Source organism: Nevskia sp., assembly GCF_023266035.1.
In the GTDB taxonomy this organism is placed as follows: domain Bacteria; phylum Pseudomonadota; class Gammaproteobacteria; order Nevskiales; family Nevskiaceae; genus Nevskia.
The window spans coordinates 1-22,036 of the sequence record NZ_JAHFRY010000008.1 but is presented as its reverse complement, the minus strand read 5'-3'; the positions used below and the strand labels follow the sequence as shown (position 1 = coordinate 22,036).

Below are 22,036 nucleotides of genomic sequence, written 5' to 3'. Positions count from 1 at the left end.
GCTCGCTAGTGTGCCGAGCCGATGACGCTAGCTGGCCACCAGTCGCCGACGGCAACGAAAGTCGCCCTGAATCCCACGAACGAGTTGCTGAACTGCCGGGCGTGGTGAAGCACAAGGACGAGTCGCTGATCGCCCGCAGCGATATTGGCACCTAGGGATGGCGTGCGCGGCGGCGGCTTGTGCCGCTTCAAAGGCACCAGCCGCCGCGCCAGCAAGGGGATCAGCTTGCGTTGACTCTCAGCATCGCCGACTGACTGGCGGAGCCGTTCACTCCGGAGCAGGTCAACGTGTAGGTGAAGACCCCGGCCCGAATGGGCCGCAGCACAAGGCTGCCGGACACCGGCGCCGGCCCGCTGCTGGCGCCGCTGACGGCACAGTTGCTGGCGTTGGTCGAGGACCAGCGCAGCGTCGACGACTGTCCGAGGGGGATCGTCGAAGGAGTGGCCGAGACGCTGACCGTTGTCGAAGGGGCGCTCGCATTCACGGTCACCGTCGCGGAACGCGAAGTACTGCCGCCGGGGCCGGTGCAAATGAGCGTGTAGGTGGTGGTTGCCGTCGGGGTGACGATCTGGCTGCTGCCCGCGGTCCCCGGGTTGTTGACCCAGCCGTTCACCGCGGCACAACTGTTGGCATTGCTCGCCGCGGTCCAGGTCAGCGTGGTGAAACTCCCTGCGGTGATCACGCTGGGATTGGCTCTCAGCGTGAAATCGGGTGCCGGCACTGACGGTGGCGCCGAGCCCGTGATGCAGCCGACGCCGCGATCGGGACTGGCCGCACGGAGGTCATCACCGTCGAGCACATCGTCGCAATCGCGGTCGATGCCCATGCGCCGGCCACTGCCGACCGGGGCGCAGGAATAGGTCAGATCGGCGCCCGGCGTGACAATCAGGCCGCGCAGCGCGCCGGCGGTCAGGAGAGCCTCGCCGGCGATGTCGCTGCGATAATTGCCGGTGCTCAGCCGCTGGTAACCGCGGGCGCGGCCATTGACCACGCCCTTGACGAAGACTTCGCATTGACCGGCGGCGGCACGTGCTTCGAGCAGATCGATGCGGGCGCCAGCCTCGCCGAGATTGCTGCTGGTGGCGGTGATCTGCTGGCCGACCGCCGGGCTCAGATTCGATTCGTAGGCGAACAGGAATTGCTCGACATCGCGCATCGTCGATTCGCCAGGGAAAGTGAAGACCTGGAAATGGAAGAACCGGAACAATGTGTCCAGCCCGCCGTTGTGCAAAAACCCGTAACCGCGGATCTGGTCGCCGGTCGGGCCGATATCGCTGGTGTTGAAGCCAAGCAGGCTCGCCGAGCCGAACTTGCCAACCTTTTCGTAGAGATTGCGTAGCTGCGCAACCTTGAAAAGCTGCGGGAAGCCGTCGTTGGCACTCTGCCCGTCGGTGCCGAAAAAGCCGGCTGCCGGGTCCAGACGGTGGCAGCTATTGCAGTTGCCTACGGAATCGCTCTTGGCGCCGAAGTAGACGTTGCGGCCGGCCTGCTGGCGCGGCGTCAGCGAGTTGTCGAGATTGCGGATCGGGTTCGGCGGGTAGGTGACTTTCAGGATGAAATCGGTGAACGCCGTCATCTCGGCGCTGGTTGGCTCGGCCGCCCGGCCGAGCAGGCCGACGAAAGCTCCGGAAAACTTCGAGAACGCAACTCGCTCGTTGAAGGAGCCGGAGTCGGGCTGGCTGCTCGACGCCTCGTTGCCACCGGTGCGGTCGCCACGCCAGTGCATCGGCCCGTGATTGGCCATGCCACGCAGCGACTGGGTGGTCATCGGCCCCTTGAGCGGATGGAAACGAGGGGCTGCGGAGACGTTCTTGAACGGCCCCGGATTGTTGGTCGAGATTTCGGTTGGATTGCCGAGATCCCAGGCCAGCGCATCGAGATCACCAAAGATGTGGCAGCTGCCGCAGGCCGCCTCGCCATTGCTGGAACTGAAGCGGGCGTCGTAGAGGAAGCGCCGGCCGTTGATGATCTCTGCCGGCTCGGGATTCGGCATCGCCTGTTCTTGCACGACCTGTCGGCTGCCGAGGTTGATCACCTTGACGCTGTTGTCGAAACGGGTCAGCACGTAGAGCCGGTTGCGGGCTTCGTCCAGCGCCAGGCCGGAGGGGCCGCCGCCATCGACTTCGATGTGGCTGGCCGCACTTGGCACGAAGCTGTTGTCCTCGAGGCTGGCGGTATCGAACACGCCGATCTTCGAGGAGCCATAGGCTGCGACATAGAGCGTCCGGCCGTTATCGGAAACCGCCATATCCAGCGGCTGCGCCAGGCTGCGCTCGGCAACACCGGCCGGCGCCGGGCGCTGGTTGTAGTCGATGTGCTTGTTCAGATGGCGAGGCAGCACCGAGGCGCCATCGAGCACGGTGATGCGCGACTGATGCAGGCGCCCCTGGACGGTCGCGACCGGCGAGCCGGGATCGCGCGGCCCTTCGAGCCGCACTTCGTTGCGGGCCTCGGAATTGGAGACGTAGATCTTGCCGTTGACCGGGTTGACCGCCATGTTGAACAGCACGGTGCCGACGCCGGCCCAGGTCCGCGTCTGTCGCGGCGGCGTTGCCGTGGCATCGATCGCGAAGACGTCGGTATCGGGCAGCCGGAAGCGGATCACGCCGTCCCAGACTCTGGCCAGCTGATCGACCCAGCGGCTGCCGTCGAACTTCACGATTAAGCCGGTTTCCGGGCCGCGGACGCCGGCGGCGTCGACATTGGGCGCCGGCAGGCCGCCCGGCGCGCCGCCCAGGCGATCGACCGTGCAGGCGCGCGCCGTCGAGCCGCCGAGACAGACATTGCTTTCCGGAACCACGGTGGTCCGGTTGCCGGTGAAGAAACCGGCGGCATAGACGGTGCGGCCATCGGCGCTGACTGCCAGCGCACGTGGCGTATCGGTGAACAGGCTCAGCACCGACAGCGTGGTACCGCCGGGTCTGGCGCCGAGCTTGTCGGCGTCGAACACCCAGACATCGGCGCGGCCGATGCCGGGCGTGGTCAGCTGGCCGGGATTGTCGGCATTGTTCCAGGGGCTGTTCTGGCCGCGATGCGCAGTGGTGATGAAAGCCCGCTCGCGGCGGCTGCCGGCGAACACGATGTCTCGGGGTTCATCGCCGACCCACAGCGTGCGGATCACGCGTGCTGGCTCGCTGGCCAGATCGATGATGCTGATCGAATCCGAAAGGTGGTTGACGACCCACAGTTCGCTGTCGTCGCGTAGCGCGAGTGCGACCGGTTCCAGGCCTACCGGAACCGACGACTGCAAGCGCAGACCATCGTTGTCGACCGTGTAGATCTCAACCCGGTTGTCCGGCGTGTTCAGCGCAAACAGGCGCTTGCCGTCTGGCGCCAGCACCAGCGGACGCACCTGGCCGGATTCGAAGGCAACGAAATTCTCGCCAGCAGCCTGCAGTTGTGGAGGAATGACGTAAGCCAGCAAGCCCAGGATTGCCCCTGCCCAGGTCTTTCCCAGTCCACGTCGAAGGTCGCGAATCCCTTCGCGTCCAATGATTCCCTTGCCCATTGCAACCATCCCCTGATCAATCTTTGCCGACCCATCCGAGGCCTGCTGCTAGTCCATTTTAAACAGCGTAGTGACTGATTCTTGCAGTCTCGCTGCAAAGTTCATTCCAGAAATTCTAAGCAAGTGCCGCCAAACAGGTCTGGAGCCGCTTCTGTGCGCTCATGGATTCAGCGCTTCGAGGCAGCAAGTTTCTGTCACCAGGCCGTCAGTCTGTCGTTGTTTGACGACAAGACGCTGATCATCGCAGGGCCGATGATGCTTGACTTCTTTTCGCATTCGGCCGCACGACAGATGAGCACGATCAAACCGAGCCTTGCCGGCGCGCTGCTATGTGGTCTGACGGCATTCGTCGCTCACGGCGGCGGACAACTGCTGTCGGGTTCGAATCTTCGGGCGGAGTTTGGAGATTCATCGACAGGCTGGTCGGCCGGCAATACCGATCGTCTCGACCGGCTGGAGTGGGTCGACAGCAACGGCAACGTCGTCTCCGGGTTCGTTGCCAACAGCGGTTCGGCCTGTGGTGACGCCCGAATCTTCTTCGGCCAGGCCTATGGCGAGCCCGAGGGCACGGCGCCGCTCGCCGTCGGCCCTGGCGCCGCCAGTATCGCCGCCGATGTCACCGGCAGCACGCTGCGTTCGATCGGCTCCCAGACCGGATCTCAATCCGGTTGCCAGACCGCCAACGACACCACGGCACAGACCGATTACCGGACTTTCCCCGGCATCGTCGGCAAGGGCGACATCCTGCGGATCATCCGCTCTTTCCATTTCTCGGCGAGCACGCCGGTCTTCAACGGCCACGGCCTGCGCGCCTATGTGCCGGCGATGCCGCTGGTGCCGTACGGCAAGGTGCTGATTCCCAATGCGGCCGGCTCGGCCGTCAATGCCGTCGACGCGCGCGCCTGCGGTTACGACTGCGAGCAGGTGGACTGGAACGGTCGCTGGTTTGCCAATGACGACGGTAGCGGCCGCGGCCTGCTGGTGATTCGCGATCCGCTGTCCACCGCCGACGCGCTGCTCAACGTCCGCAGCGATCTCGCGACCTCGACCAACCGCAGCTCCATCGTGCTGCTGCAGCCGGGCGGCGGCTGGAAGGCTGATGTGACCGAGATCGAATATCTCTGCCCCTATGACGCCTTGAGCTGGCCGGCTGCCGAGCGCGATGCCGGCCGCCTGCCGCTGGGCTGTACCGTCGATCGTCCGGCTTACGAGTTCGGTAGCGTCGCCGGTGCTACCCAGGGCAGCAGCAAGGTTTCCCGCACCCTGTCCGTCGGCAAGCTGGCTGGCCCCGCAACGATTGCCGTGACCGGTGGCCGCTACAGCATCAATGGTGGCGCGTTCACCGCGCGAACCGGCTCGGTGATGCCCGGCGATTCGCTGCGCCTGCAGGTGGTCGCCGCATCGGCGGCGTCGACCACGACGCGTAGCTTGATCGACATCGACGGCAAGCTTGGCGTGTACGCGGTGACCACGGCGCCGGACGCCGGTGACGGACGCAGCATCTCGAAGAGCAGAAGCAGCGACGCCACCACGGCGGCGGAAACGCCGACCTTGAGCGTCGGCGATGTATCGATCACCGAAGGCAACAGTGGCACCAAGAATCTGGTCTTCACCGCTACCTTGAGCCCGGCGGCAACGGTGACCGTGACGGTGCGGGCGGCAACCGTGAACGGCACCGCGACCAGCGGATCAGATTTCAATGGCGGCAGTCAGACCCTGACGTTCCTGGCCGGCGAAACCACCAAGATGGTCGGCATCGGCATTCGCGGGGACACGGTTTCGGAGGCTGACGAAGTGTTTTACGTGAATCTGTCGAGTCCGACGGGTGGGGCGGTGATTGGCCGTGCACAGGCGGTGGGGACGATCCTCAACGACGACGGTGTTGTGACGGACACGACACCGGACGCGTTCAGCTTCACGGCGGCGAATGGCGTTGGGCTGAGCAGCGTGCAGACGAGCAACGCGATCACGGTGAGCGGGATCAATGCGGCGAGCCCGATCAGCGTGGCGGGTGGCAGCTACAGCCTCAACGGCGGGGCGTACACGACGGCAGCGGGCACGGTGACGGTGGGCCAGACGGTGACCGTGCAGCAGACCGCCTCGGCGAGCTTCGGCACCACGACCACGGCAACGGTCACCATCGGCGGCGTCAGCGCCCCGTATGCCGTGACGACACTGGCTGCCGACACGACACCGGACGCCTTCAGCTTCGGTGCCCTGACCGGTGTGGCCGCCGGCAGCGTGCAGACCAGCGAAGCGATCACCGTCAGCGGCATCAACACCGGCAGCCCGATCTCGATCGTCGGCGGTAGCTACAGCCTCAACAGCGGCGACTACACGACCGCCGCCGGCACCGTGCTGGCCGGCCAGACCGTCCGCATCCAGCAGACCGCGTCGACCAGTCTGGCCACCACCACCACGGCCACCCTGACCATCGGCGGCGTCAGCGCCCCGTTCAACGTCACCACCCAGCTGCCTGCTTTGTCGATCGACGACGTCTCGATCGCCGAAGGCAATAGCGGCATCACCAACATGGTGTTCACGGTCAGCCTGAACGGTGCCGCCCCGACGCTGGTCACGGTCGACTACGCCACCGCTGACGGCACCGCCCAGGCGGGCAGCGACTACACCGCCGGCAGCGGCAGCTTGAGCTTCCCGGCCGGCACCACCAGCCAGACGATCACCGTTGCGGTGCTCGGTGACACCGTCGTCGAGCCCAGCGAAACCGTCCTCGTCAACCTGAGCAACCCGGTCGGCGCCAGCCTGGCCGACCCGCAAGGCGTGGGCACCATCGTCAGCGACGACCTCGCCGGTCCGACCCTGAGCATCAGCGACGCCTCGACCACCGAAGGCAACAGCGGTACCAAGGCCCTCACCTTCACCGCCACCCTGAGCCCGGCCGCCACGACCCCCGTCACCGTCCGCGCCACCACCGCCAACGGTACCGCGACCAGCGGCAGCGACTACACCGGGGGTGCCCTGACCCTGACGTTTGCGCCGGGCGAAACCAGCAAGAGCGCCAGCATCAGCATTCGCGGCGACACCGTCGTCGAACCGGACGAAACCTTCTTCGTCAATCTCACCGCTCCGACCGGCGGCGCCGTGATCGGCCGCGCCCAGGCGACGGGCACCATCGTCAACGACGATGCCGCCAGCGACACCACCCCGGATCCGTTCAGCTTCACGCCGGTGACCGACGTCGCCCCGAACAGCGTGCAGACCAGCAACGCGATCACCGTTGCCGGCATCAACGCCGCCAGCCCGATCAGCGTCACCGGTGGCAGCTACAACATCAACGGCGGCGCCTACACGACCCTGGCCGGCACGGTCACCGTCGGCCAGAGCGTCACCGTGCGGCAGACCGCCTCGGCCAGCTATGGCACCACGACCACGGCGATGCTGAGCATCGGCGGCGTCAGCGCTGCTTATGCCGTCACCACCCAGGCCGCGGACACCACCCCGGATGCCTTCAGCTTCACGCCCGTCACCGATGCGCCGCTGAGCTCGATCCAGACCAGCAACGCGGTGACCATCAGCGGCATCAACAGCGCCAGCCCGGTGTCGATCACCGCCGGCGGCAGCTACAGCATCAACGACGGCGTCTACACCGACCAGCCGGGCACGATCAGCGCTGGCCAGACGCTCAAAGTGCGGCAGACGGCCTCAGCCACCAACGGCACTAGCACCACGGTGACGGTGACGGTCGGCGGTATCAGCGCCGGCTACACGGTGACCACCGTCGCCACGGCCGTCGACACCACACCGGATGCCTTCAGCTTCACGCCGGTCACCAACGCCGCGCCAGGATCCACCCAGACCAGCAACAGCATCTCCGTCACCGGCATCAATGCACCTGCCGCCATCTCGATCTCCGGCGATCCGACGGCGACCTACAGCATCAACGGCAGCCTGTTCACGGCAGCAGCCGGCACCGTTTACGCCGGGGATACCGTGGCCGTGCAAGTGCAGGCGTCTTCGGTGGGCGGCGAAAGCCGCGTCGCCAGTCTGACCATCGGCGATGTCGTTGGTGCCTTCACGGTGACGGCTGCCGGATCGGACAGCAGCCCGGACCCATTCTCCTTCCGTTCCGCGAACAAGGCTTTGTTAGGTTCCGTGCGGTTCAGCGGCCCGACTCTGATCACCGGCTACAACGTGCCGACACCGATTTCCATCGTCGGCGGCAGCTATCGCATCAACGCGCCGCCGCCGGTCGATGGCGTGCACGACGACAGCGGCTACACCACCGAGCCGGGCACGCTGATGCCCGGGGATACGGTCGGCGTCCGGGCCCTGGCCTCGGACCAGCCGAGCACGATGACCATTGCCACGGTGACCATCGGCGGTGTGCCCGGCACCTTCACGGTGACCACCGAGGCGGCCGATTCGACGCCGAGCCCGTTCTCGTTCGCCAGCCGCTACAACGTCGAGCCGGGCAGGACCCAGGTCAGCGACGCCATCGTGGTGATGCGCATCAATATTCCGACGCCGATCTCGGTGCTGAGCGGCAGCTACAGCATCAACGGCGGCGAGTTCACGTCGGTGGCGGGCCAGGTCAGGGCCGGCGACAGCGTCCGCGTCGCGGTGATCGCCTCGACCGCCTACAGCTCCAGCAGCGCCACGACGCTGACCATCGGCGATGCTTCGGCGAGCTTCACCGTGGTGACCGTCGCCGCCGACAGTCAGCCGGACCCATTCACTTTCGGCGTCGTCTCCGCTGTGGCGCCGGGCAGTGTCCAGTCCAGCCAGTCGGTGATGCTGACCGGCATCACCGTGCAATCGCCGATCAGCATCGTCAGTGGCAGTTACAGCATCAACGGCGGTGATTTCCGCAGCGACGCCGGCACCGTCAATCCCGGCGATGCGATCGTCGTCAGGCTGACGGCGGCACCGGACTTCGGCGCCAGCCGCACGGCGACCGTGACCGTGGCCAACCGCAGCGGCGCGTTCACGGTGATCACCCGCAGTGCCGACACGGTGCCCGATCCGTTCAGCTTCGCGCCGGTGGTCAACGCGGTCGCAGGAGCGGTACAGCTCAGCAACGTGATCGTCGTCAGCGGCATCGAGGCGCCGGCGGCGATTTCGTTGAGCGGCGATTCTTCGGCTGCCTATCGCATCAACGGCGGTGCCTACACGATCAGCCCCGGCACCGTGCGCAACGGCGATACCGTCGATGTCCGGCTGCGGGCACCGGCAACGGCCGCGAGCGGCACTTCGATGAGCCTGACGATCGGCGGCGTCAGCGCCGCGTTCACGGTGGCCACCAGTTCGTCGGCACCGGGCACCGCGCCGGATCCGTTCGCGTTCGCTGCCATCGACGGCGCGCTGCCATCGAGCTTGCAGATCAGCAACCCGATCACCATCAGCGGCATTGCCGCCGCGGTCACGATCTCGATCAGCGGCGACGCTTCCGCGCAGTACAGCGTCAACGGCGGCGCGTTCACCAGCGCCAAGGGCACGGCGATATCGGGTGATGTGATTAGGCTGCGGGTGCAGGCCTCGGCCAGTCCGTCGACCACGATATCGGCCAAGTTCAGCGCCGGGGCAACGCGCGCCTCGTTCTTCGTCGCCACGCTGACGCCGGATACGACACCGGATGCTTTGCTGTTCAACAGCCTGGCCGGCGTGGTTCGCGGCTCGATCCAGACCAGCAACGCGGTGACCATCAGCGGCATCAACACCCCTGCCGCGATCAGCATTGTCGGCGGCCTTTACAGCATCAATGGCGCGCCGTTCACCAGCGTGGCGGGGCTGGTGTCGAACGGGGCCAGCGTCGTCGTGCAAGTGGTCGCGGCGCCCGATGCCGATGCCCAGACCCAGGCGACGCTGACGGTCGGCAGCCTCAGCGCCAGCTTCGTCGTTTCGACGGAAGCCGCCGATGCAATGCCGGACCCGCTGGTCCTTTTCGGGCCGGCAACGACGTTCCCGGTGCTGGCCCAGACCAGCAACACGATGGTGGTCAGCGGCATCAACACGGCAGTGCCGGTGTCGATATCCGGCGGCAGCTATAGCCGCAACGGGGCGCCGTTCACGACGGCTGGCGGCATGATCAACAGCGGCGACACGCTGGCAGTGCAGGTGAAGGCCCCGGCGATCGTCGGGCGGTCCGCAACGGTGACGATCGTGGTCGGTGCCGGCGCGTCCTCGGTCTCGGCGGCGTACAGCGTGACCGCCGCCGCGCCGGTCGATACGGTGCCCGATCCGTTCGCTTTCACCGCATTGTTCGGCGTCGCCCTGCAGAGCGAGCAGGTCAGCGCGCCGATCACGCTGTTCGGCAACAGCAGCCCCAGCCCGGTATCGATCGTCGGCGGCCAGTACAGCATCAACGGCGGTCCGTACGTGGCCGATGCCGGCAGCATTCTTGCCGGCGACCAGCTCAGCGTGAAAGTCATCGCTTCGCGGAACTTCAACGCCCGCGCAACGGCAACCCTGACGGTCAGCGGCGTCAGTGCCGCGTTCTCGGTGACCACCGTGCCGAGTCCGACAACCCGTCCCGCGCCTTTCGCGCTGACGCGGGTTTCGTCGCCGGACAACAACGTCGATCTGAGCTATTCGCTGCCCGGCACCGTGATCACCAGCAACACCGTGACCTTGTCCAACGTCGATGCGCCGGTCCCGATCTCGATCACCGGCGGCACCTACAGCATCGACGGCGGACCCTACACCTCGGCCTCCGGCACCGTCGGCAACGGTGCGCGAGTCACCGTGCAGATGGTCCTGGGGCCGCTGTTCAATGCCACGACGACGGCCCGTCTGGTGGTCGGCAACGTCAGCTCGACCCTGAGCGAAAAGGCCACCTCGAACGCGCTCAGCACCACGCCCACCACCTTGTCCGGTGCCGAAACCTATATCTACCGGAACTCGAACCTGCCGGACGTGCCGTTGCGCATCCACGTGTTCAAGCCGGTGGGCTGGCGAGCCGAGATCAAGCGTCCGGCCTATCTGTTCTTCTTCGGTGGCGGCTGGGTGACCGGTACGCCGTCGACGTCGCGGATGAGCTTCGCGACCGATCAAGGCATGGTCGGCTTCGCGATCGACTACCGCACCAATCAGCGCTTCGGTACCACGCCGCTGGAAGCGGTGGCCGATGCCCGCGCTGCGCTGCGCTGGGTGCAGGATCACGCCGACGAGTTCGGCATCGACCCGGCCAGGATCGTCGTCAGTGGCTCGTCGGCCGGCGGACATCTGGCCTTGTGGACGGCCATCGGCATGACGCCCGTCGGCTCGGAAGCGGCGACTGCGCCGCTGTATCCGCCGGCGGCGCTGACCTTGTCGAGTCCGGTGTCCGATAGCTCCCCGGCGCTCGGCTATCGGCCGGACCGCTTCGGCGTCAATGCCGAGGCGCTGTCACCGGTTTCTCATCTCGATGTCCGCATGCCACCGGTGATCGTGCACCACGGTGATCTCGACGTGACCGTTGCCCAGTCGCGCTCGGTGGCACTGTGCAATGCCCTGGTGGCCGGCAACAACGTCTGCGAATTCCACAATGTGGCCGGCGCCAGCCACAGCTTCAGCGACGTGCCGGAATCGTTCGCGCAGAACGACAATCAGGTGGCGGAGTTCCTGCTGCAACAGGGCGTGCTGCCTGCCGTCAGACCCTGAGTTTCCCAGGACTGAAAGCGGGTCTAGCCTTTGGCCGGACCCGCCGAAGCGGAATCAGGGAACCGGCGTCAGTCCGGCGCCGTCACCACCGAAGCCGCCATCGACCTTGCTCGATTTCAGGCTGACCTTGCTGAAGCCGGACAGGCTGACCAGGCCGATCAGATCGACCACGCGGCCGTAAGGGATCTTCGAATCGCCCTGCACGAACACCAAGGTGTCCGGGTCCTGGCGGGACAGTTCGATCAGCCGCGGCTGCAGTGCGTCCGGCGCGGTGGCCAGCGGGCCGAGGCCGTCGCCGGCGTCGATGAAATAGTTGCCGTTGGAATCGATCGACACCACGGTCGGCTCCTTGGGCTTGTCGCTCTGCGCCGAGCTGGCTTTCGGCAGCGTCACCGGCAGCTGCGACATCATCAGCGGCGCGGTGACCATGAAAATGATCAACAGCACCAGCATCACGTCGACCATCGGGGTGATGTTGATCTCGGCGACCGGTGAAAGGTCGGCTTCTGCGTGGACACGCTTCTTGGCCATCTTGTCTTGAGTCCTGATTCGGAATGGGCACGCCGCGGGGCGTAGTGGGGCTACGCTGAGCAGGATCGGTGCCAGGAGAGTGGGTCCGAGTTTATCGCGCAGCCTCCCGAACCGTCTAATGCCGTTTCCTGAGCCCGGAAGGCCTTATTTTCATGACGATTTCGTGAAGGTTGGCGACAAGCAACCGTTCGCGCCTCGTCGTCAAGCCGATTTCATCGGCGCCGGCCATGCTCTGGTCCATTGCTTGCGAGGCCCGATGCGATGCGAAATCCAACCGTCAGCGCCCGTTCATTCCCCAAGCCCGGTCTCAAGCCGGGCCGCAGCCTGAGCACGCTCGCCGCGGCGCTGCTGCTGGCCGCCTGCCAGTCGCCCGCAACACTGCCGGATGCAGCCGCTCAGCCCGCGCCGACCATTGCGGTCAAGCTGATCGCGCTGAACGATTTTCACGGCAATCTGCTGCCGCCGCGCGATCCGACCCTGTTGCCCGATCGGCCCGGCCAGCCGGATATTCCGGTGCCACTCGGTGGTGCGTCTTATATCTCGACAGAGGTCGCCCAGCTCAAGGCGGCGAACCCGCGCAATGTCGTGGTCGCCGCCGGGGACCTGATCAGCGCCAGCCCGCTGCAAAGCTCGCTATTTCACGACGAGCCGGCGATCGCGGTGATGAACGACATCGGCCTGGAATTCAGCGCCGTCGGCAATCACGAGTTCGATCGCGGCCGTGCCGCGCTGCTGCGGATGCAACACGGCGGCTGCGCGCCGGATGGCAAGCCAGGTCAGGACACCTGCGTCAACGGGCCATTCCCGGGCGCCGCTTTCCGTTACATGGCGGCCAATGTCGTCGACGAGGCCGGCGTGCCGCTGCTGCCGGCGGTGGGCGTCAAGACCTTCCTCGTCGACGGCCGCATGCCGTTGAGCATTGGCTTCATTGGTTTGACACTGGAAGGCACGCCGGAACTGGTCAACCGCACCGGCATTGCCGGCCTGCGCTTTCTCGACGAAGCCGAGACGATCAATCGCGAAGCGGCGGCACTCACCAAGCAAGGCGTGCGGGCGATCGTGGTGCTGATCCACGAAGGCGGCGAACCGCCGGTGGGCGCGGATCTCGAAGACGAAAGCTGCCCCGGTTTTGCCGGCGCGATCACCGGTATCGTTGCCAAGCTCGATCCGGCGATCGATCTGGTGATCAGCGGCCATACCCATCGCGTCTATCGCTGCCGGCTGCCGACGTCGGACCCGGCGCGCAGCATCCTGGTGACCAGCGCCGGTTCGGCCGGCCGTTACCTCACCGATATCGATCTCCAGCTCGCTGCCGACACCGGCGACGTGCTGAGTACGGCGGCGCGCAATGTGCCGATCGTCAACGACAGCGCCGCGAACGCGCGACCCGATCGCTATCCGCCGCTGGCGCCGTCGCGACAAGTTGCGGCGATCGTCGCCGAGTTCGATCGCCGTTCCCGCGAGCGCAGCTTGCAGCCGGTGGGACGCATCGCCAGCGCGCTGTCACGGCAACAGGACACGGCTGGCGAAATGCCGCTCGGCTATGTGATCGCCGATGCCCAACTCGCGGCGGCAGTGAAACAGGGCGATCGCCGCGCCGATTTCGCGCTGATGAATCCCGGCGGCGTGCGCGCCGAACTGGCGCCGCTCGATACGGCCGGCACGGTCACTTACGGGCAGGTCTACACGGTGCAGCCGTTCGGCGGCGCGTTGATGACGATGACGCTGACCGGCGCGCAGATCGACGCCCTGCTCGAACAGCAATGGCGTGCCGATGGCCGCTACGCGATCCTGCTGCCGTCCCAGGGTTTCGAGTACGCGTGGAAGGCGAGCGCGCCGCTCGGGGCGCGCATCGATCCCGCCAGCATCCGCTTGCGCGGCAAGCCGCTGTCGCCGACCGGCCGCTACCGGGTCAACGTCAATGCCTTTCTGGCCAATGGTGGTGACGGGTTCCGGGTGCTGCTGGAAGGCACCGAGCGGGTCGAGTTCGGCGTCGATCGCGACGTGCTGATCGACTATCTGGCCGCGCAGCCGGTGCCGTCACCGAAGCTCGGCCGCATTCGTCGCCTCGACTGATGGAGCTGACCTCGCCGCCGATGCTCGGCGGCGAGGCAGGTTTCAGACTGCGTTCGGCACCAGGCCCGAATGCCGCAGCAGCGCTTCCACTTCCGGCTTGCGGCCGCGGAAGGCGACGAACAGATCCATCGCGTCCTGCGAGCCGCCGTTGGCCAGCACGGTGTCGCGGAAGCGGCGGCCGGTGTCCGGCGAGAAGTTCGATTCCTCGAACGCCGCGAAGGCATCGGCGGACAGCACTTCGGCCCACTTGTAGCTGTAGTAGCCGGCCGCGTAGCCGCCAGCAAAGATGTGGCCGAAGGAGTTCGGCATGCGGTTCCAGGCCGGCGGCGGGAACACGCTGACCTCGGCGCGCGCCGCGTTGAGGGTGTCGAGAATGCCGACGCCCTTGGCAGTATCGCGATGCAGGCGCAGATCGAACAGCGAGAACTCGACCTGGCGCAGGGTCATCAGTCCGGCCTGATAGCCGCGGCCGGCCTGCAGCTTGGCGAGCAGCGCGTCGGGGATGGTTTCGCCGGTCTTGTAATGGCGGGCGAAGCCATTGAGTGTGGCGCGGTCGTAGCACCAGTTCTCCATGAACTGGCTGGGCAGCTCCACGGCATCCCAGGCGACCCCGCGGATGCCGGACACCGAAGCTTCATCGACCCGGGTCAGCAGGTGATGCAGGCCGTGGCCGAATTCATGGAACAGGGTCACCACTTCGTCGTGGGTCAGCAGTGCCGGCGCACCACCGAGTGGCGGCGTGAAGTTGCAGGTCAGGTAGGCGACCGGACGCTGCAGGCCGGTCGCGGTCTGGCGACGCACCAGGCATTCGTCCATCCAGGCACCGCCGCGCTTGTCCTGGCGGGCGTAGGGATCGAGATAGAACAGTCCGATTTCGCTGCCATCGGCTTCCGCGAGGCGCCAGGTAGTGACGTCCTTGTGCCAGGTCTTGATATCGGCCGCCGCTTCGATGCGCACGCCGTACATGCGCTCGACGACTTCGAACATGCCGGCGATCACCTGCTGCGCCGGGAAGTACGGGCGCAGTTCTTCTTCGGAATAGCCGAGCTTCTGTTCTTTCAGCTTCTCGGAGTAATAGGCCATATCCCAGGGCGCGAGATCGCTCAGGCCGTCGCGGGCCTTGGCGAAGGCGCGCAGCTCATCGAGTTCGGCAAGCGCGAACGGCTTGGCCTTGACCGCCAGATCAAGCAGGAAGGCTTCGACGGCATCCGGCGATTCGGCCATCTTGGTCGCCAGCGACAGCTCGGCGAAGTTGTTGAAGCCGAGCAGGCGCGCTTCCTCGTCGCGCAGCGCGATGATTTCCTGCATCAGCGGCGTGTTGTCGAACTGGCCACCCTGCGGGCCGAGTTCCGAGGCGCGGGTCGCATAGGCCTCGTACAGCTCGTGGCGCAGCTCGCGGTTGTCGGCGTAGGAGATGACGGCGTCGTAGCTCGGAAAGTCCAGAGTCAGCAGCCAGCCGTCGAGTTCCTTGGCTTTCGCCTTCTCGGCGGCCTGAGCCTTGCCTTCCTCGGTCATGCCGACCAGCAGCGCTTCGTCAGTGACGTGCTTCGACCAGGCCTGCACCGCGTCGAGCAGGTTTTCCTCGAACTTGGTCTGCAGCTCGGACAGGCGCAGCGCGATCACCTTGTAGCGCGCCTTCTGCTCGGCTGGCAGCGCAATGCCGGACAGCTTGAAGTCGCGGATCGCGTCCGTGAGCACCTTCTTGCGGGTTGGTGAGAACGAGGCGGCCGCCGGGCTAGCGGCGAGTTGCTCGTAAGCCTGGAACAGCGCTTCGTTCTGCGACAGCTCCAGGCCGTATTCGGTGATCTTCGGCTGCACCGCATTGAAGGCCTTGCGCCAGGCGCTGGTCGAGGTGACACCGAACAGATGCTGGATCGGCCCCCAGGCGCGGCTCATGCGATCGCTCAAGTCTTCCAGCGGTTCGATCAGACCTTCCCAGCTCGTGGCCTTGCCGCCAGCCAGCAGCGCTTAGAGCGCGGCGCGATTGTCGGTCAGCACGCCATCGATCGCCGGTTCGGCGTGCTCGGGCTGGATCGCGTCGAACGCGGGCAGGGTGTTGGGAGCGACGGGGGCGAGCAGCGGATTGGTCATGGGGAATGCCGGAAAAATTCTGATCAGTTGAAGAGATGCAGGCTGCAGGCGCCTGGTTCAAGGGCGAGGTTCGAAGCTGGGAGCGAGGATCGTCGCACGGCCGGGCGCTGCTACGACAATCGAAAATGCTGATCGCGATGATCGAGCGGGCCCGCTTCCTGCGAGAGCAGTGAAGCGGTCGCGGTATCATGCAGGCCGGTTCCCGCTGCCCATCGAGAGACCCGTTTCCGTGCGCCCTATCTCAAGTCTGATCCTGAGCTTCTTCGCTGCCCTGCTGTTGCTGAGCGCCTGTAGCGGCCAGCAGCTGACCAATGACCTGACCTCCGACAAGGGCTATCGACTGTCGTCGAACGTCGGCTTCGATGCCGCCTCCGGCCTGCAGCTCGATGTCTACAGCCCGAACGGCGTCGCCAATGCGCCGGTGGTGGTGTTCTTCTTCGGCGGCCGCTGGCAGGAAGGCAGCAAGGAAGCCTACAAGTTCGTCGGCCAGGCGCTGGCGGCGCGCGGCTTCGTCGCCGTGCTGCCGAACTACCGCCTGTATCCGCAGGTGCGTTACCCGAGCTTCCTGACCGACAACGCCAAGGCCGTGAAGTGGGTGCACAGCCAGATCGCCCAGTACGGCGGCGACCCGGCCAAGATCGTGGTAATGGGCCATTCCTCCGGTGCCTACAACGCGGCGATGCTGACCCTGAATCCGGCGCTGATGAAATCGGTGGGCGGTGATCGCGCCTGGATCCGCGCGATGATCGGCCTCGCCGGCCCCTACGATTTCCTGCCGCTCACCGATCCGGATCTGCGCGATCTGTTCGGCGCGCCGGAGAACTACGACCGGACCCAGCCGATGATGTACGCCGACGGCAGCAATCCGCCGATGCTGCTGATGCACGGCCAGGACGACAAGACGGTGTTCTCGACCAACACCGAACATCTGGCGGCGCGCATCCAGAGGGCCAATGGGCCGGTGGAGACGGTGATCTATCCGGAGATGAGCCATCGCAAGATCATCGCGACCCTGGCGACCTCTTCGCTGATCAAGCTCGCCGTCGGCCAGAGCGACGTGATGTTCTACGTCAACGATTTCATCAAGCGCAACACCGGCGCCAACGCGCCGAAGCCGCGCCAGGAAGCACCGGGCGGCCTGCAGACGATCGTCCCGACACCATGATCTTCGCCGTGATCCGCCCATGATCCGTGCGTATCGCGGCGCACTGCCGCGGCTGGGCCAGAACGTCTATATCGACGAGCAGTCCTGCGTGATCGGCGATGTCGAACTCGGCGACGATGCCTCGGTCTGGCCGATGGCGGTGATCCGCGGCGACGTCAACTTCATCCGCATCGGCGCGCGCAGCAACGTCCAGGACGGCGCCGTGCTGCATGTCACCCACGACGGTCCGCTGCTGCCGGGCGGCATGGGCCTGATCGTCGGCGACGACGTCACCATCGGCCATCAGGCGATCCTGCACGGCTGTACGGTCGGCAACCGCTGCCTGATCGGCATGGGCGCCAAGGTCCTCGACCGCGCGGTGATCGAGGACGATGTCTTCATCGCCGCCGGTGCGCTGGTCGGCCCCGGCAAGCGTCTGGAATCCGGCTGGCTGTATCGCGGCAGCCCGGCGGTGCAGGCGCGCCGGCTGAGTGAGCAGGAACTGTCGAACCTGGCCTATTCGGCCGCCCATTACGTCAGAGTCAAGAACAACTACCTGCAGGGCTGAAGCTCGGCCCGCATCGATCGCAACCCAACCCAAGAGCCCCGTCAGACATGACTCGCAAGCTAGTGCTGCTGCGCCACGGCCAGAGCCAGTGGAACCTCGAAAACCGCTTCACCGGCTGGGTCGATGTCGACCTCACCGAGCAGGGCCGCGCCGAAGCGAAAGCTGGCGGCGAACTGATGCTCGCCGAAGGCCTGAAGTTCGACTGCGCCCACACCTCGGTGCTGAAGCGCGCGCTGCGCACCCTGAACATCGCGCTCGACGCGATGGACCAGCAGTGGATTCCGGTGACCAAGTCCTGGCGCCTGAACGAGCGCCACTACGGCGCGCTGCAGGGTCTGGACAAGGCCGAGACCACCGCCAAGCACGGCGAGGCGCAGGTCAAGATCTGGCGCCGCAGCTACGACATCCCGCCGCCGGCGATGGAACTCAGCGACGCCGGCCATCCGGCCAACGATGCGCGCTACAAGAAGCTCGACATCAACGCGCTGCCGGGCACCGAATCGCTGGCCACCACGCTCGACCGCGTGCTGCCCTACTGGCATGACCAGATCGCCCCGCAACTGCTGGCCGGCCAGACCGTGCTGGTTGCCGCGCACGGCAACAGCCTGCGGGCGCTGTGGAAGTACCTGATGGGCCTCGGCGAAGCCGAAATCCTCGAAGTGAACATCCCGACCGGCATCCCGTTACTGGTCGAGCTGGACGACCAGCTGAAGGTGGTCAGCCATCGTTACCTCGGCGATCCGGAAGCGGCGAAGCGCGCTGCCGAAGCGGTGGCCAATCAGGCGAAGGTCAAGCACTAGTTTCTTCGCAGGGCATCAAGGCCCGGTCCTGCGACCGGGCCTTTTTCGTGGGCGGCGGATTCCGCATCGAGCACCTGCAACCGCGCGGTGAGCAGCAGACGCATCAGGGTGCGGGCTCTTTCCCAGTCTCGGCGCACGGCGCGTTCGGCGACGACAGGCTTTCGCCTTCGATGCGGTCGGTTGTTCAATGGCCAGTCATGTCGGTATGGAATCGGGACCCCTGGGCATGGGAGGGTCTGTGCGGTGGGACGAAAAAATCGGCAGCGCTTCAGGCCTTGCTGGGCTGGCGCCGTCAGGAGGCATGTTGAACGGGGATGAACGGCGATCTCTGGTCAGCGCGAGCAACGATACTTTCCCGGGAGTTCAGATTTTTTTTCACGGCTTTGAAAGCGTGCATCTGTTTGCACTGGACTGCCGTAGTCATTCCCGATAATTCATTCAATCGGGTCGTTTGAGGCTGTTGGCAGCGATGAAGATTTGAAGTTGCGCGTCAGATCCGGGAACAGGCTGAAAACACAGTAAATCTGAGTAGTAAAAACGACCCTAGAAAGCGCCCCTCGGCGGCCTGAATCAATTCCCGGCAGGGCAGGCGAGAGCGGCGCAGGATCAGATTGTCATCAAAATTTTCAAAGGTTTCCGTCCACGTTCGAGGGTGGCAAGGTTGAGTTTTCGCGAGTTTCGGAACAGTTGTGTACTACGGCAAACTGTTGATACGGAAAAGCTCCTTGTCCGTTTCCCCGGGCGCGGCTCGTCTGAAGCATCACATTGTCGATGATTGATGCAGAGCCATGAATCTTGTCGAGGCACGGTCGAGCGCCCGTGTCATCGGTGCCGACCGATACCACCTGTCAGTCTCGAGGCTGTCCCCGATGCTCGCGGTTATTCCCCCCAAGCTGGAATACAAGCAAGACCACGGCTGGCATTCTTATTGTGTGACCCAGTCGTCATTTGGCGCAGGCCGCTGTGGAAATCTCCATCCATTTCTTCAGCGCGCTATTGACCGACGCGGCTTGGATTTTGACGCGCGCGCACAGGAAGCCAGTTGAATGGAAATGCAAAATATTCAGGAAGCCGAACAGTTCTTCGGCCAGACCCGGCCGCGGATCACGGCGGTGCTGCCGGTGCTCAAGGCGATCGCTCTGGAGCTGCACGGACATGTCGGTGAAGAGCAGCTGCGCTCGCTGTTCCATGCCGCCGGGGTACGCCTCGGCGAGACCTATCCGGTCGAGAAGATCGAACGTCTCGGCGAACTTGAACAGTTGGCGCGCGAGTGGCTGGCGGTCAACGACTGGGGCTGGTTGAAGATCGAGCATCACGACGATGCCGTCGACTTCATCCATGGCGATTCGCCGCTCGAAGCCTGGTTCGGCAAAGCCGGCCTGGCCTGGTCCTCGTCGCTGTTCGAAGGTCTGTACGCGACCTGGATCCGCCAGCTCGGCGCCGACGATCGCCTGCAGCTGCGCCAGATCCGTCTCGCCGATCGCCCGGCGGGCGAGTTGCGCTACCGACTGACCCACGAAAGCCGCTTCCAGTAAGCGCGCCTGAAAGAACTGTGTCCGAGAAATACAGATCATGAGCTCAGCCCCGAATACCCCGCCCGAAGACGATGTCCAGCGCTTGCTGAAGCAGATGAACATGGCGGCGTTCCGCTTCAAGAGCTTCGATCGCACTGACGATCCGGAAGATGGCTCTGCCTACGATGCCACTGCTCCGGCCGAAGCGATCGAAGCACCCGTGGCACCGCGCCAGCCGCCGGTTCCGTCGCCGCCTCTGGTAGCGGCGGCTGCTCCGGCGAAGGTGGCTCGCCCAACCGTCACGCAGCAGCAGGTGCGTGATGCGGCGCCCGTCGATGAAGCCTTCGGTCGTCTGATCCGCCAGACAGAGCCGCGCGCCAAGCGCGCGCCGATGTTCCGGCTCGATCTGCCGGTGCTGCCACGGATCGCGGAATTGACGCCGGTAGCCAGCGGCGAACTGCTGCTGGCCGATGTGCTGAACCGTCTCTATCGCCTGGGGGCCTCCTCGAAGGTCAGCCTGATCCGCCAGCGGGGTGATGCGTGACCTCAGCGAAGCACGATCGCGACGCCGGCAGCCTGCTCCGCACCGCGATCCTGATGCTGTGTCTGCCGGTCATCGCGGCTGCGCTCTGGGGTTTTGCTGCGACGCCGATGACGCTGTACTGGCAACTGATCGCCGGCACGCTGGCGGTGCTGGTGGCGCTGATGCTGCGCAGCCGCTCCCATGCGGTGCTGCTGGTGATGATGGGCCTGTCGGTCGCGTTCTCGACTCGCTACCTGTACTGGCGCTACACCGAAACCTTGCCGATCGGTGAAGGCCATACCGGCTTCGATCTGTTCCTGGCCAGCGGCCTGCTGGCGGCGGAAACCTATGCCTATCTGATCCTGGTGCTCGGCTACTTCCAGGTCATGTGGCCGCTGCAGCGGCGGCCGATTCCGCTGCCGGAAAACAGCGATCTGTGGCCGATGGTCGATGTCTACATTCCGACCTACAACGAACCGCTGTCGGTGGTGAAGCCGACGGTGCTCGCCGCGCTGGAAATCGACTGGCCGCAGGACCGGATCAGCATCTACCTGCTCGACGACGGCCGGCGGCCGGAGTTCGCGACCTTTGCCAAGCAGGTCGGCGCGATCCACATGACCCGGCCCGACAACAACCACGCCAAGGCCGGCAACATCAATCACGCGCTGCTCAAGACCAAGGGCGAGTTCATCGCGATCTTCGATTGCGACCACATTCCGACCCGCTCCTTCCTGCAGCTGACCCTGGGCACCCTGCTCAGCGATCCGCGCATGGCGCTGGTGCAGACGCCGCATCACTTCTTCTCGCCAGACCCGTTCGAGCGCAACCTGCGTACCTTCCGCAAGGTGCCGAACGAGGGCGAACTGTTCTACGGCCTGCTGCAGGACGGCAACGACCTGTGGAACGCGACCTTCTTTTGCGGCTCCTGCGCGGTGATCCGGCGCACCGCGCTGGCCGAGATCGGTGGCATCGCGGTGGAAACCGTCACCGAGGACGCTCACACCGCGCTCCGTCTGCATCAACGTGGCTGGAATTCGGCCTACATCAATATCCCGCAGGCGGCCGGTCTGGCCACCGAATCGCTGTCCGCCCACATCGGTCAGCGCATTCGCTGGGCGCGCGGCATGGCGCAGATCTTCCGGCTCGACAATCCGCTGCTCGCCAAGGGCCTCAGCTTCGGCCAGCGGCTGTGCTACTCGAACGCGATGGCGCATTTCTTCTACGGCATTCCGCGGCTGGTGTTCCTGACCAGCCCGCTGGCCTTCCTGATGTTCGGTGCCCAGATCATCAAGGCCGAGGCGTTGATGATAGTCGTCTACGCGCTGCCGCATCTGGCGCTCGCGGTGCTGACCAATTCGCGGGTCCAGGGCAAGCACCGCCATTCCTGGTGGGCGGAAGTCTACGAGACGGTGCTGGCCACCTTCATCATCCTGCCGACCACCCTGGCGCTGATCAATCCGAAGCTCGGCAAGTTCAACGTCACCGCCAAGGGCGGCATCGTCGACCGCGACTACTTCGACGGCGACATCGCCAGACCGTATTTCTTCCTCTACCTGCTGAACGTCATCGGCATCGTCATCGGTTGTGTGCGGCTGTTTTACGCCGACCTCGATATGACCAACACGGTCTGGCTGAACATGGGTTGGGCGACTTACAACCTGATCATTCTCGGGGCCGCGCTG

11 protein-coding genes and 1 pseudogene are annotated in these 22,036 nt (G+C 65.4%); 9 read left to right on the top strand and 3 right to left on the bottom strand.

The window, feature by feature from the left end; all coding sequences use genetic code 11:
- Nucleotides 1-220: 220 nt before the first annotated feature.
- Nucleotides 221-3,424 (bottom strand): hypothetical protein, encoded by a 3,204-nt coding sequence (locus Q0D45_RS01760; protein ID WP_293387678.1) that lies wholly within the window; start codon nt 3,422-3,424, stop codon nt 221-223.
- 375 nt (nt 3,425-3,799) lie between these two features.
- Here Q0D45_RS01760 and Q0D45_RS01755 point away from each other — a divergent pair, with 375 nt between their 5' ends.
- Nucleotides 3,800-11,107 (top strand): Calx-beta domain-containing protein, encoded by a 7,308-nt coding sequence (locus Q0D45_RS01755; RefSeq protein WP_293387676.1) that lies wholly within the window; start codon nt 3,800-3,802, stop codon nt 11,105-11,107.
- A 54-nt stretch (nt 11,108-11,161) separates the two neighbouring features.
- Here Q0D45_RS01755 and Q0D45_RS01750 read toward each other — a convergent pair whose 3' ends face one another.
- Nucleotides 11,162-11,638 (bottom strand): ExbD/TolR family protein, encoded by a 477-nt coding sequence (locus tag Q0D45_RS01750; protein WP_293387674.1) that lies wholly within the window; start codon nt 11,636-11,638, stop codon nt 11,162-11,164.
- A gap of 261 nt (nt 11,639-11,899) precedes the next feature.
- On the opposite strand from Q0D45_RS01750, the gene Q0D45_RS01745 reads away from it, so the two are divergent.
- The gene (locus tag Q0D45_RS01745) at nt 11,900-13,714 is read left to right on the top strand and encodes a bifunctional metallophosphatase/5'-nucleotidase (RefSeq protein ID WP_293387672.1); all 1,815 of its coding nucleotides are present in this window, start codon (nt 11,900-11,902) and stop codon (nt 13,712-13,714) included.
- A gap of 42 nt (nt 13,715-13,756) precedes the next feature.
- On the opposite strand, the pseudogene Q0D45_RS01740 reads toward Q0D45_RS01745, so the two are convergent.
- Nucleotides 13,757-15,805: pseudogene (locus tag Q0D45_RS01740) on the bottom strand (M3 family metallopeptidase).
- 35 nt (nt 15,806-15,840) lie between these two features.
- Here Q0D45_RS01740 and Q0D45_RS01730 point away from each other — a divergent pair.
- The 7 genes from Q0D45_RS01730 to bcsA all read left to right on the top strand — a co-directional run.
- Entirely contained in the window at nt 15,841-15,978 is a 138-nt protein-coding gene (locus Q0D45_RS01730; protein ID WP_293387668.1) for a hypothetical protein, read from the top strand.
- A 56-nt stretch (nt 15,979-16,034) separates the two neighbouring features.
- Nucleotides 16,035-16,970 carry an alpha/beta hydrolase gene (locus tag Q0D45_RS01725; RefSeq protein WP_293387666.1) on the top strand — a complete coding sequence of 312 codons (936 nt, stop codon included), beginning with the start codon at nt 16,035-16,037 and terminating at the stop codon, nt 16,968-16,970.
- 19 nt (nt 16,971-16,989) lie between these two features.
- On the top strand, nt 16,990-17,517 hold the full coding sequence (locus Q0D45_RS01720; protein WP_293387664.1) for a gamma carbonic anhydrase family protein: 528 nt from the start codon (nt 16,990-16,992) through the stop codon (nt 17,515-17,517).
- 47 nt (nt 17,518-17,564) lie between these two features.
- The gene (gene gpmA, locus Q0D45_RS01715; protein WP_293387662.1) at nt 17,565-18,317 is read left to right on the top strand and encodes a 2,3-diphosphoglycerate-dependent phosphoglycerate mutase; all 753 of its coding nucleotides are present in this window, start codon (nt 17,565-17,567) and stop codon (nt 18,315-18,317) included.
- Between the two features lie 1,046 nt (nt 18,318-19,363).
- Nucleotides 19,364-19,852, top strand: a complete 489-nt coding sequence (locus Q0D45_RS01710; protein WP_293387660.1) for a hypothetical protein — start codon at nt 19,364-19,366, stop codon at nt 19,850-19,852.
- A 37-nt stretch (nt 19,853-19,889) separates the two neighbouring features.
- On the top strand, nt 19,890-20,375 hold the full coding sequence (locus Q0D45_RS01705) for a hypothetical protein (protein ID WP_293387658.1): 486 nt from the start codon (nt 19,890-19,892) through the stop codon (nt 20,373-20,375).
- Nucleotides 20,376-20,428: 53 nt separating this feature from the next.
- Nucleotides 20,429-22,036: UDP-forming cellulose synthase catalytic subunit (gene bcsA / locus Q0D45_RS01700; RefSeq protein WP_366946308.1), on the top strand; the 1,608-nt coding region annotated here is incomplete at its 3' end.

What these genes read in the sequence shown, in the direction of transcription:
- Q0D45_RS01705 (WP_293387658.1), top strand. Translation starts at nt 19,890, where the DNA reads ATGAGCTCAGCCCCGAATACCCCGCCCGAAGACGATGTCCAGCGCTTG.
- gpmA (WP_293387662.1), top strand. Translation starts at nt 17,565, where the DNA reads ATGACTCGCAAGCTAGTGCTGCTGCGCCACGGCCAGAGCCAGTGGAAC.
- Q0D45_RS01755 (WP_293387676.1), top strand. Translation starts at nt 3,800, where the DNA reads ATGAGCACGATCAAACCGAGCCTTGCCGGCGCGCTGCTATGTGGTCTG.
- Q0D45_RS01710 (WP_293387660.1), top strand. Translation starts at nt 19,364, where the DNA reads ATGGAAATGCAAAATATTCAGGAAGCCGAACAGTTCTTCGGCCAGACC.
- Q0D45_RS01730 (WP_293387668.1), top strand. Translation starts at nt 15,841, where the DNA reads ATGCAGGCTGCAGGCGCCTGGTTCAAGGGCGAGGTTCGAAGCTGGGAG.
- Q0D45_RS01720 (WP_293387664.1), top strand. Translation starts at nt 16,990, where the DNA reads ATGATCCGTGCGTATCGCGGCGCACTGCCGCGGCTGGGCCAGAACGTC.
- Q0D45_RS01745 (WP_293387672.1), top strand. Translation starts at nt 11,900, where the DNA reads ATGCGAAATCCAACCGTCAGCGCCCGTTCATTCCCCAAGCCCGGTCTC.
- Q0D45_RS01750 (WP_293387674.1), bottom strand. Translation starts at nt 11,638, where the DNA reads ATGGCCAAGAAGCGTGTCCACGCAGAAGCCGACCTTTCACCGGTCGCC.